This window comes from Syntrophomonas sp. (assembly GCF_028707975.1).
Classification (GTDB): domain Bacteria; phylum Bacillota; class Syntrophomonadia; order Syntrophomonadales; family Syntrophomonadaceae; genus Syntrophomonas.
Map to the genome: position 1 here is coordinate 48463 of NZ_JAQVZX010000005.1, position 11390 is coordinate 59852.

General features: G+C 44.5%; 11 protein-coding genes and 1 tRNA gene. 7 read left to right on the forward strand and 5 right to left on the reverse strand.

All coding sequences use genetic code 11. The annotated features are described in order from the left end of the window. Window positions 1-153 precede the first annotated feature (153 nt). On the reverse strand, window positions 154-864 hold the full coding sequence (locus PHP87_RS01480; protein WP_299917643.1) for a ZIP family metal transporter: 711 nt from the start codon (window positions 862-864) through the stop codon (window positions 154-156). Between the two features lie 127 nt (window positions 865-991). Between PHP87_RS01480 and PHP87_RS01485 the strand changes: the two genes are divergently transcribed. Beyond that, a complete protein-coding gene (locus tag PHP87_RS01485; protein ID WP_299917644.1) occupies window positions 992-1363 on the forward strand; it encodes a TIGR04086 family membrane protein in 372 nt (123 codons plus the stop codon). Window positions 1364-1669: 306 nt separating this feature from the next. Here the strand turns inward: PHP87_RS01485 and PHP87_RS01490 are convergent, their stop codons facing one another. The 3 genes from PHP87_RS01490 to PHP87_RS01500 are packed head-to-tail and all read right to left on the reverse strand — an operon-like array spanning window position 1670 to window position 4531. Further along, window positions 1670-3715: a helicase C-terminal domain-containing protein gene (locus PHP87_RS01490; protein WP_299917646.1), complete on the reverse strand. Its 2046-nt coding sequence runs from the start codon at window positions 3713-3715 to the stop codon at window positions 1670-1672. 54 nt (window positions 3716-3769) lie between these two features. Continuing rightward, on the reverse strand, window positions 3770-4072 hold the full coding sequence (locus PHP87_RS01495) for a DUF3343 domain-containing protein (protein WP_299917647.1): 303 nt from the start codon (window positions 4070-4072) through the stop codon (window positions 3770-3772). Window positions 4073-4099: 27 nt separating this feature from the next. Beyond that, window positions 4100-4531, reverse strand: a complete 432-nt coding sequence (locus PHP87_RS01500; protein WP_299917649.1) for a PaaI family thioesterase — start codon at window positions 4529-4531, stop codon at window positions 4100-4102. 421 nt (window positions 4532-4952) lie between these two features. On the opposite strand from PHP87_RS01500, the gene PHP87_RS01505 reads away from it, so the two are divergent. The 3 genes from PHP87_RS01505 (at window position 4953) to spoIIP (ending at window position 8256) form a co-directional block, all read left to right on the forward strand. Beyond that, a complete protein-coding gene (locus tag PHP87_RS01505) occupies window positions 4953-5495 on the forward strand; it encodes a hypothetical protein (RefSeq protein WP_299917652.1) in 543 nt (180 codons plus the stop codon). A gap of 124 nt (window positions 5496-5619) precedes the next feature. Then, window positions 5620-6882: an adenosylhomocysteinase gene (locus tag PHP87_RS01510; protein WP_299917653.1), complete on the forward strand. Its 1263-nt coding sequence runs from the start codon at window positions 5620-5622 to the stop codon at window positions 6880-6882. A gap of 420 nt (window positions 6883-7302) precedes the next feature. Further along, window positions 7303-8256 (forward strand): stage II sporulation protein P, encoded by a 954-nt coding sequence (gene spoIIP / locus PHP87_RS01515; RefSeq protein WP_299917655.1) that lies wholly within the window; start codon window positions 7303-7305, stop codon window positions 8254-8256. Here spoIIP and PHP87_RS01520 read toward each other — a convergent pair. Then, on the reverse strand, window positions 8234-8563 hold the full coding sequence (locus PHP87_RS01520) for a hypothetical protein (protein WP_299917657.1): 330 nt from the start codon (window positions 8561-8563) through the stop codon (window positions 8234-8236). The genes spoIIP and PHP87_RS01520 overlap by 23 nt on opposite strands. 267 nt (window positions 8564-8830) lie before the next feature. Here PHP87_RS01520 and PHP87_RS01525 point away from each other — a divergent pair, with 267 nt between their 5' ends. From PHP87_RS01525 to PHP87_RS01535, 3 genes are all read left to right on the forward strand, one after another. Further along, window positions 8831-10213, forward strand: coding sequence for an MFS transporter (locus tag PHP87_RS01525; protein ID WP_299917659.1), 1383 nt, complete (start codon window positions 8831-8833; stop codon window positions 10211-10213). A gap of 118 nt (window positions 10214-10331) precedes the next feature. Beyond that, a tRNA-Arg gene (locus PHP87_RS01530) sits at window positions 10332-10406 on the forward strand. 309 nt (window positions 10407-10715) lie between these two features. Beyond that, the gene (locus PHP87_RS01535; RefSeq protein WP_299917661.1) at window positions 10716-11045 is read left to right on the forward strand and encodes a nucleotidyltransferase domain-containing protein; all 330 of its coding nucleotides are present in this window, start codon (window positions 10716-10718) and stop codon (window positions 11043-11045) included. Window positions 11046-11390 lie beyond the last annotated feature (345 nt).

Here is an 11390-nt window from a genome sequence, read left to right on the forward strand (position 1 = left end):
TCTTGATGTCACTGCAAAAAGTTATTAATATGCATTCGTTTGCATAAAATATACCGCTCCAGCGTCCTTAATAGCGACCGAAGGGAGCATCAGTTGTGCCCGACAGGGCACTACGCATGGGCAACACCTACGGCTTGTCTTGCTCCCTTCTATTTAGAGAAAAGTAGCAGCAGCAATAATCAGCAAGCCGAGGAGAAAACCCTGGGCGCGGCTCTTTTTATCCTTGCTCCCGGCCTGCGGCCAGAGGTAAAAAAAGACGAGGAAAATCATTACACCCGAAGCAAAGCCTAACAACAAAGCCAGCACCTCTGGAATAATTTGTACTATAACCTGAGCTGCTAGTGTTCCCAAAGGTGTAATCAGAGAAATGAGAAAAACGCACAGAAATATTTTTACTCGCTTCATTCCCCCCATAAGCAAAGGAGCGGCTATGGCCATACCCTCTGGAATATTGTGTATCCCTATAGCTAAAGCTATTACCATTCCAGTTCTGACCTTCATTTCGTTTCCCAAAGCAATGGCCATTCCTTCAGGAAGATCATGCAGCGCAATACCCAACATTATTAAGTAGCCCAGCCTTAAGAGGCCTTCATTCTCTGCCTGCCTGGAAAAAAACACTAAATGCACAAGAACCAGAGCCGCCAGGCCAATAACGAAACCCAGGCCAGCTTCCGGAGCGTTAGCTACCAAAGCAGATGGCAGCATATCCAGAATTACAACCGCAATCATAACTCCTGCAGCCAGGCCAAGAAAAAGCCCCAGACTGCGATTGCTCCACTTTCTTTTGGCAAACAAAGCCATGGAGCCGACCAGAGTGCAGCCCCCGGCCAAAATACTCATTAAATAAACAGCTATGACTATCACCCTCCAACAAGCCGTATTTGCTAATGTTTATGAGAGGCTGCAGAGTGTTTAGAAGCGGTAAGGAAGTTTTTCTAGTCATAAATTCTTTCCTTCTTACATATTTTTCTAGCAAAGGAGGTGTTGTACTATGAATAGAATCCTGTCGGTTGAATTAAAGGCTATTACAAGAGCTGTTCTCTTTTCCCTCGCGCTTGGGCTTGTATCCGCCATTGTAATTTATTTCAGCAGTTTGAGTGAAGAATTGCTTCCCGCACTGGGCAAAAGCATACTCATTTTGAGTGTTTTTTTGGCTGCCTGCCAGGTGAGCAAGCATTATGGCAGTAAGGGTCTTATCCGCGGCTTAAGCATGGGAATGGTTTTCTTCATTATTATGCTCATTGCCACCCTGCTTTTTAACCCATCCCTGATAGTTTTTAAAACCTTTGTTTACACCCTCTTGCTTTGTTTACTAGCTGGAGGTTTGGGTGGAATACTGGGTATAGGACTTAATGGCAATTAAGCAATCAAAAAGCCTTCCCCAAAAATGCAAAGGGAAGGCTTTTTTTCCCAGGACAGGACCTCGTTTCTATAATCCCTTCATAATATGATACTCAAAAATTGGTTCAGGAACTGCAGCCGGTAATAACCGGTAGAATGTAAAGGAGTAGAATAAACCTACCCCTTTTCTTATTTTATTACCTTCTTTAATAGATTGCGTAGAAAAATGGGAATTCGGAAGTAATAAACCCGCATTAAAATCACCCCTTACCTGAAGAATAGATTTCGCTATATTCTATGAAGAATGAAGAAAAATGTTACTTTACAACTAAACCCATTTTCCCAACTTCTGTATGAGCTGCGTTCTGTTCAACACGCAGGGATTTTTAAAAGGCAGGCTATTTAAGAATATTTTACTGTAACTGCTCTTTCCCAACCTTGAATCCAGTACAACTATAGCTCCCCGGTCACTCTCGCTGCGTATTAGCCTGCCTGCTCCCTGTTTTAAGCGAATAACGGCATCAGGAAGTAAAAAACGGCTGAAGCCACTCTGATTCAATTGTTGATAATACTTGTCCCAGGCCTGGCAAAATGGTTCATCAGGTGAACGAAAGGGTAATTTGACAATCACCAGACACTTCAGGAGATCCCCTTTCAAGTCAATACCTTCCCAAAAGGTATCCAGACCCATAATAACGCTTCTTGAATGGTTGGTGTATTGTTCTTTGAGAGTCTCGAATCCCCCATCTTCGTTCTGTGCCAATAATTTAACCTGGTTTTGTTCGCAATAAGGTCTTATAATGCCAGCAATGTCCTTGAGCTGATGTCTGGAGGTGAATAGAATCAGAGTTCGGCCTCCAGTCATATCAATTATTTGGCTCAGTATTCCTGCCAGTTTTTCCTGGTAATCCGGTTCATAATGTGCGGGCATGTCATCCACTAAAAAATAGCCTGCTTGCTTTTCATAATCAAAAGGTGATTTTTCCAGAAGGGTTTTTAGGCGCTCTTCTTCCATCAGCTGGGTCAAACCAAACTTATTAAGAAAATAGTCGAAGCGCTCCTCCACCGCGAGAGTGGCAGAAACCATTACCAGGCTTTCCAGTTTAGGGTAGAGACGACTCTGCAGTTCGCTGGCTATGCAAACCGGGGATGATGAAATAGTCCTTACCTTTCCTTTTTCACCATCAAGCCAAACCAGCATATCGCTCTGATAGCAATGCTCCTCAGTGATCTGAAAAGCATAGTCGGCTTCCTCCTCTAGAGAAAGAATCGTGCGGGACAGCTCTTCGCTATCTTCTACCCCCCTCATCTCTTCTTCGAGCTTCTTTAAGCCTTTTATGAGCAGGTTAATGCTATCCTGCCAATCCTGGTGAATTTCCAGTGCTTCGAGAAACCAGGCTTTTTCCAGATCAGCTGTCTTAATCACCAGTGTTGGTCCATAGTCATTTCTGGAGGAAAGAGGACGATTCAAGGCAGAAAAATACCCCTGCAATAGCTTTACCGCTATGCTGATATGGGTCAGACATTCATTTGTCAGTTCGGAACCAGCAGGATATAGGCCTTTAATATGGGGCAGTTGGGCTTTTTGCAGGTATTCCAAGAGTTCCATCGTATCTCGAAAAGAAAAACGCAAAGATAGTTTGTCAAAAGCCTCCCTATCCAGGCTGTGCGCTTCATCAACCACCAGGTAGTGGTATTCTGGTAATATACGATTATCGACCTGTACATCGGAGAGTAGAAGCGCATGATTGCTTATTATTATTTGGGATTTCTCCAATCTTTTTATCATTTTCAAGCGGAAGCATTTTTCGTGATAAAGGCATTTTTCTTGGCGACAGCTCTTGCGATCAGCCGCCAATATACCCCAGTGCTTCATCAAGGCACTGCTGAGCCGGAGTTCTTTTTTGTCTCCTGTTGGGCTTTGCTCCGCCCAAGGCAAAACTGCCTGTAGAAATTCAATTTCCCCTTCCAGCAAGCTTTTCTTCCCAGCCAGAATATTAATATACTTATTCCAGCAAAGAAAGTTCTCCCGCCCCTTGGCTTCGGCATAAGTAAAATCAGCATTTATCACACGCTTTACATCGGGCAGGTCTCGCTCGATTAACTGCTGCTGCAAGGCTTTGGTCCTGGTAGCTATTACCACCTTCTCGTTTTCCTGCAGTGACCATAGAACAGCTGGAAGCAGATAAGCCATAGTTTTTCCCACACCGGTCCCAGCCTCGGCCAATAAAAACTCCTGGTCAGATAAAGCCGCACTAACAGCAACTGCCAGATTGACTTGCTCCTGGCGAAACCTGAAATCTGGCAGCAACTGCTCCATCGGTCCCCCAGGCTCAAAATAATTTTTAATCTCGTCAAGTGGATAAACCGGCATAGTTTTGCATCCTATCCTTCCAGAAAAAACCGTTTCAGCGGTGCTGAAACGGCCTTAGCTTTCTTCTTGCTTGTGAATCTGAATTTGCTCCACCCGGTTTTTTTTGCCCTCTTTTACCACCTGGTATGTTCCCTCAATATGTATCTTGTTGCCACTCAGGTAATTATAATAATCGAGCAAATTGACCGGGGCAATTTTTATGGATAACCCACAACTGGTGGAAATCTCGCGCAAAGTTGGAATTACCAGAAAATCCGCCTGCCGGGACTTTAAAAGTTTTTCCGCCTTTAAGGCATGGGAAGTAGCAGCAAAGGTTAGCAATGCATAATTATTGCTCCTTAAAAGCTCATTGCTCAAAAATCTCAGCTCCTGACTGTAGTGCTATTAGTTATTCAAATCCATTTCACCGGTCTTAAAATAGCTGGCCTTGCTATTGGATAGAAGTCGATTGCCGGCGCGTACTTCCGCCTGAGCAAAAAGCATGTTTTTCCCCGCCCTTAACACTTCTCCACGAGCTATTACCGTTTCCCCCTGCTGGGCTGAGGAAATAAAACCCGTGGAACAATCTACGGTTACGGCTTTGATACCCAGGCTCCTGATAGCATTGCCCATGGCTGCATCCGCCAAAGACATCATTAAGCCCCCATGCGTAACTCCCAAAGGGTTGGTATGCTTGAGGTCAACCGTTACCGACAATTCCGCTAAACCTGGGCCAATGTTGCCGACCTGGATGCCCAGCAGTTTGTAATAGGGGGTATCACCAATTGAATCTGCAATATAGCGAAACAACCTCTCATCAATACCCTGGTTTTGCATTTAAAATCATTCTCCTTCAAGGTAATTTCTTGCCATTATAGCATAAACTTGGCCTATCATTATCATTATATATAATTCCAATGAAATAAAATGCAATCGTGATGTCACTGCAAAAAGTTATAAATATGCATTAGCGTGCATAAATATACCGCTCAGCTACATTAAAAGCGACCGAAGGGTGTGTAGGGAACGACCCCCGTGTCGTTCCGAATCAGGATTCGCCAGCGCTTTGTATATTTATGCAACCCTTCTGCATCAAAAGGGGTTTTTGCAGTGGAGACAATCGTCTACTCCCCGATTTATTAATAAATCCCCTACAACAGCTAAAAATCTGGGTAAATTGAGCAAATATTCTTACATCCTCCATAAATATTATTTCTCAGGCTGATACAAATTAATTAAAATGGAGGGAGGCAAGATTATGCTTGATAATAATAAGAAAATGCTCATAATTACTGCTATATTAATATTTATTATTATGACCATAATTATCGGTTACGCTAATATTAACGGAAACAAGAGTTCGTCACCAAAGCCACAAAATAAAACACCAATTCATCAAAAAGATAATTCCCCAGCAGAAAAGTGGTATGTACAATTTACCGCCAAACAACAGCCGACCACCGCTTACACCGAAGAAATCAATGCACCGAGACCGGCTAACGGACAGCACTACTTCACTGGTGGTATTGCGGTACATCCTCGTTACCCTGGTTATGACCCCCGGGTACCTATAATTCCTTTTGGAACAGTTGTTTATCCCTCACCTCCCCTTGAAATTAACGGAAACAAGTATCATTCGCTGGTAGTCATGGATACGGGCGACATCAATTATGGTTTATGGGGAGACCATCCTTACTGGTTTGATGTCTATTTTGGCAACACTGAATATTTCAATATTAAAAATGCCCAAAAGTATGGAGCCAAAAAGCATGACTACTACTGGTATGAAGAATGGAAGTAGCCGCTTCATCTTTTGTCCTTTCCTATAGCAGGCATTTTGTTTATAATATGGATGTCTCCTGCTTTAGCCTTTAGAAATAATCTCTATTGCGAGAATTTTAATCAAATATAATAGGAGGTCCAAAATGAATGCCAGCAGACTTTCCATTATTAAAGACCGCTCCCTGGCCCCTGATGGTTTTAAAAAATTAGAATGGGTTAGTAATAATATGCCTGTTCTTAATAAATTGAGAGCGGAATTTGCCGAGAAAAAACCCCTGGCCGGAAAAACCATAGCTTGTTGCCTACATCTAGAGGCTAAGACCGGCTATCTGCTGCAGACTTTGCAGGTAGCTGGAGCCCGGGTTATAGCTTGTGCCAGCAACCCCCTTTCCACCCAGGATGATGTAGTAGCCGCACTGGTAGAGTCCGGTATCACCGTTTTCGCAGTTCATGGCGAGAACCCGGAAGAATACCAGCGTTACCTGGAAATGACTCTGGATACCCGACCCGATGCTATAATTGATGACGGGGCTGATATGGTCACAACCTTGATTAAACAACGACCCGAACAGGCACGAAACCTCATAGGTGGCTGTGAGGAGACCACTACCGGCATAATTCGCTTGAAATCCATGGAGAAAGATCAGGCCCTGCCTTTTCCGGTGATGGCAGTAAACGATGCCAATATGAAATATCTTTTTGACAATCGTTATGGTACCGGCCAGTCAGTCTGGGACGGAATCAACCGTAGCACCAACCTGGTGGTAGCCGGAAAAAATGTCGTGGTAGCTGGTTACGGCTGGTGTGGCAAAGGTGTATCCATGCGAGCTCTGGGTATGGGAGCCCGGATAATTATTACCGAAATCGACCCGATTAAAGCCAATGAAGCTATTATGGATGGCTTTGAAGTAATGCCCATGTCAACCGCCGCTACCCTGGGGGATATCTTCATTACTGTTACCGGAAATATAAATGTGATTCGAAAAGAACACATGGCAATAATGAAAGATAAAGCCATAATGGCCAATGCGGGACATTTCGATGTGGAAATCAATAAGAATGATTTGGCTGCTTTAGCCGTAAGCCGAAGAATAGTTAGAAATAACATTGAAGAGTTCCGCCTGGCAGATGATCGCAGACTCTATCTACTGGCTGAAGGTCGTCTGGTTAACCTGGCCGCTGGCGATGGTCATCCGGCTGAAGTAATGGACTTGAGTTTTTCCCTGCAAGCCTTGTCTCTGCTATATGTAATTGAAAACAGATCTCGATTGGAAAACAAGGTATATAATGTCCCCGAAAGAATAGACCAAAGGGTAGCCCGCTTAAGATTGGAGGCAGAAGGTATAAGAATTGACGAGCTAAGCTCCGAGCAAGAGAAATACCTGGCTAGCTGGGACCCTTATTAAGCCAAAAAAGAATTTTTGAAACTTCACATAGGCCAGACGCTTTTTTCACATAATACTAACAAAGATTGACTCTACTGCAAAAACCCCTTTTGTTGCATAAGGGTTGCATAAATATACAAAGCGAGCGTTGGCGAAGCATGGATGCAACACCCGGCGAAGGCGAGCAGGCGAAAGGGGGCGAGCGACAGGACGTCGCGAGAGTGCTTCACCCTGCGGGTACGCCTGGTGTTCCACCCTGCGGGTGTCACTATTAAGGTTGCCTCCCACGGACGGGAGATTAGCGCGGTACCCCTTGAGCCGTGAGACAAGCCGTAGGGTTACCCATGCGAAGACTGCGAGCGGTATATTTATACAAGCCAATGAATATTAATAACTTTTTGCAGTAGAATCAAACAAAGATTGTGAAAAGGCGGTTTTTACATGGATACTATCACCAAAAGATATATCTGGCTTTTTTTTGCTGTACTTATGGCACTGATGGTAGGAGCCTACGTAATAAACACCACCTACTCTCCACAACGCAAACCCCAACCCAGCAATGACCTTAATTCTCATAGGGCCAGCTATGTTACCATTCGCGATACGGAAGGAAAAGTTATCCTGGAAACTGGGATACCGGTCTACGAGCAGGACGAATATATCAGCGAAAATAACCTGCATTATGTCATTATTAGTATTAGCGGCAGCAATGCCGTGGCCAGGAAAAAGGATATGGAAAAGTCAGAGCTTAATCCTGTCAGCCAAAAACTGAGTGCTGCCTCTATCTCCTATCCCCATACTGTAGAGGCTCAGGCCCTCTTGAATCCTCATCATGTGGTAATATATCATACTCATACTGATGAATCCTATGTACCTGATTCAAGCCGCCCGGATAAACCAGGAGACGGCGATATTTTTCAGGTGGGAGCGGCTCTGGCAGACTCCCTGTCCAAGGCCGGTATTAGTGTTCATCATAGCTACAACCCCCATGACCCCCATGATATTAATGCCTATCACCGATCCAGGCGCACCCTTACCCAATTACTGCAGGAAAGACCGGATGCAGCCTTTGACATACATCGAGATTCAGCGCCACTGGGCTCTTATTCTACTACTGTAAACGGTGTTGATACCGCCCGGGTAATGATAGTTATCGGACGCTCCAACCCCAACATGAGCCCTAATCTTAACTTTGCCCGGATCATAAAGGACGCTGCAGATGATCTGCATCCAGGTCTAATGCGTGGTATTTATATGGGGCGCGGGGATTATAATCAAGATCTCTACCCTACTTCGCTCATCTTTGAAGTGGGAACCGAAAGTAATTCCCTGGATGCCGCTCAAAAAGCAGTTCGCTGCCTCGCCGACGCCATTATTGCGGTGGTAGGCACCTAGTTTTGCCATTTTCTGCTTTTCTTTTAATTTTTACTTCTTCTGTTATTTTAAATAAATCATGAATAAAATTGGCTCCCCGGGAAATTATTATACCGGTAAGAATCAAGCCAAGATAGGGAACATTAATAGGCAACCCAACGGTGGCAAACAAATCTATTCCGGTTCCCAAAGCTATGGTAATCCCCAGGACAAGAGCGCCCGCCCTATCAATGCTCAACTTCTTCTTTTCCCATATCAGCTTCAAACTTTCCCAAAGTTTTTCTGTCAAAACAGCCGCTAATGCCAGTTGGGTAAAAGTCATAGCCATCCACTCCTCCTCTTTTCAGAATGCTAAAATCAAAGCTACGCCCTTTGTTAAAAATGGCAAGTTCAGCAGTATTGGAGTACATTCATCTTATTCTAAAAGCTGCTAACTGGTGATTTTCTGGCGGGGAAACTGTTATAATGAGCACAATTGTTCAGTATACTCCAATTAAGGGGTACTCCTGGTGTTCCATCCTGCGGATGTCACTATTAAGGTTGCAGCGGCGAAGGCAAAATAAAATTTATGACTGTTTACCCGGAAAGGAAAGCAATGAAGCTAGAAGAAAAATGGCGTGTGCTAATAATTATTTGCATCGGCATATTTATGTCCACGGTCGATGGTAGTATTTTAAATATCGCCAATCCGACTATTGCCCGGGAGCTTTCGGTCAGTATGCGGGAGATTCAATGGGTGGTAACCGCTTATATGCTTGTAATCACCACTTCCCTGCTTTTCTTTGGCAAGCTGGGAGATATGCTGGGTAGTAGTAAAATATACTCTTACGGTTTCCTTATTTTCACCATAGGTTCCCTATTATGTAGCCTCTCCCCTTCCCTGGCTTATTTAGTAGCCGCTCGGGTTATACAGGCCATAGGAGCCAGTATGATGATGGCAACTGGAATCGGGATAGTCTCCAATACCTTTCCCCCCGGAGAGCGGGGTAAAGCCCTGGGCATTACCGGCAGCATAGTAGGTGTAGGGAATATGACCGGCCCCAGTTTAGGGGGAATTCTAATAGCCAACTTTAAGTGGCCGGTGATATTTCTCATCAATGTTCCCATCGGAATCCTCGCCTTTTACCTGGGCATGAGATATTTGCCCCAACAAGCAAAAAGCCTTGCCCAGAAGAAGCACGACCTGGGGGGACTGCTGCTATTTGCCCTGTCAACTATCATCTTGCTTCTTTCCTTCTCCGGAAGCCATGGTGTTGAATGGAAACTATTCAGCCTGGGGCTGTTAATAATGCTTTTATTCTACCTTTATGAAAAAAGAATATCAGAAGCCATATTGGATTTAGAGCTATTTAAAATAAAAAACTTTACTCATGGCAACCTTATGGCCTTCGCCGCTTACAGTGCCCAGACTTCAGTTTTTTTCCTTATGCCGTTTTTTCTGGAAAACCTCTTGCATTACCCCCCGGCCTTTTCCGGTTTGATTATGACCATACCCCCGGTAACCATGGCCATAACCGCTCCCCTCGCCGGGGCTCTTTCCGATCGCATCGGCAATAGAAGGATTACCCCGCTATCTTTTCTCTTTATGACCTCTGCCTACCTGCTATTGTCTACTTTGGAGCAAGAGAGTGGTCTGTTAATAATTGCCGGCAGTCTGCTGTTGATGGGAGTTGGTATGGGGTCCTTTGGTTCCCCCAACAGCAGCTCCATACTGGGCTCCATTCCGCGTGAAAAAGCTGGCTATGCTGGCGGATTCATGGCTACAGTCAGAAACTTTTCCTTCTCCCTGGGTGTTGCCGGTTCGGTCAGTGCTTTTGCTTACTTCCTCAGCCTTTACCAGCAGAAAAGCAGTTATATTGCCGCCTATGCCGGAGCGGCTCATGCTGTTTACAGAATAGCTGCGATAATTAGCATCCTGGCTTTTTTACTTTCCCTGCTGGAACGCGAACCGGCAAGAAGTGCGAAATCCCCGGAGTAGTTTCCGGCTACCGGCATTGACAGGAACTACATCCTTATTTCAAGGCAACTGACAAATCCCTGGAGGTAGTTTTTGACCTGCCGATAATATTCTGCTATAATTGCTATGCAATAATTATGCGCCCGTAGCTCAGTGGATAGAGCACCGGCCTCCGGAGCCGGGTGCGGAGGTTCGATTCCTCTCGGGCGTACCATTAGGAAAATCGGCACTTTCAAGATACTTGGAAGTGCTTTTTTTTTGTATTTGACAGAAGTTTTGACAGAAGTTATTGTATCACGATCTCATAATCTGTCTTTCTTGTGACCTGCTCTCGCGAATGACTTTGCCATTGTTAGCCACCAACCTCAATCTAGGAATTTCCCCTGGTGGTTCAATTAAAACAGGTTCTTTAGCACTTTGCCCTTTAGAATCTGGTCCTAGAGATTGTGGCAGAACCCCAGCTATTATGCTTTCCATTTTTGCTGCGCTGGCTGCTTTCATCTTTTGGGTTATATGGGCATAGGTGTTTAATGTTGTACCAATATCTTACCAGGCATTGACCGTAGCCAAGAAGCGTCTGTTGGATAGCTATCCTATCCGGGAACTGATCCTGTTTGGTTCTGTTGCCCGTAGCCAGGCAGGGCCGGATTCAGATATTGATCTGTTAATTGTAACCGAACGTCTATCGACTGATGCGGAATATGATGCTATCTGCGGTGAGATTTATGAGACGAATCTTTTATATGATACCCAGATTACTCCAGTAATCGTGGATGCAGACTCATGGTATCAGGGGATCCTTACTTTAACACCACTTCACTCAGATGTAATGAGAGGTGGAGTGCCTGTATGACAAATCGTACGGTTTTGGTTAACTACTGGCTGGATAAGGCCGATGACTTGCTTAGATGTATCCTCTTAATAAGACAATGACTTTTAAACTACTTACCACCGAATATCCCTTTAGATGAATGACTACGGTAAAAGCACTTAAGGAAATTCCTGTTATCTCGGCCGCACTATAGCTTAATTGTTTAATAAGCAGCGGTTTCTGCTCTTCGGGCACCTTATCCTTACTGAATATACTTTTTTACTTCTTCCAGGCTATCATAATCCAAGACTTCATCAAGCATTGTGTCAATTTTATCGGTGTCGGTTTCTTCGATTTTCTTCTTTAATTCTGCAGGCAATGCGCCAA

What these genes read in the sequence shown, in the direction of transcription:
- PHP87_RS01485 (WP_299917644.1), top strand. Translation starts at nt 992, where the DNA reads ATGAATAGAATCCTGTCGGTTGAATTAAAGGCTATTACAAGAGCTGTT.
- PHP87_RS01490 (WP_299917646.1), bottom strand. Translation starts at nt 3,715, where the DNA reads ATGCCGGTTTATCCACTTGACGAGATTAAAAATTATTTTGAGCCTGGG.
- PHP87_RS01500 (WP_299917649.1), bottom strand. Translation starts at nt 4,531, where the DNA reads ATGCAAAACCAGGGTATTGATGAGAGGTTGTTTCGCTATATTGCAGAT.
- PHP87_RS01505 (WP_299917652.1), top strand. Translation starts at nt 4,953, where the DNA reads ATGCTTGATAATAATAAGAAAATGCTCATAATTACTGCTATATTAATA.
- PHP87_RS01510 (WP_299917653.1), top strand. Translation starts at nt 5,620, where the DNA reads ATGAATGCCAGCAGACTTTCCATTATTAAAGACCGCTCCCTGGCCCCT.
- spoIIP (WP_299917655.1), top strand. Translation starts at nt 7,303, where the DNA reads ATGGATACTATCACCAAAAGATATATCTGGCTTTTTTTTGCTGTACTT.
- PHP87_RS01520 (WP_299917657.1), bottom strand. Translation starts at nt 8,563, where the DNA reads ATGGCTATGACTTTTACCCAACTGGCATTAGCGGCTGTTTTGACAGAA.
- PHP87_RS01525 (WP_299917659.1), top strand. Translation starts at nt 8,831, where the DNA reads ATGAAGCTAGAAGAAAAATGGCGTGTGCTAATAATTATTTGCATCGGC.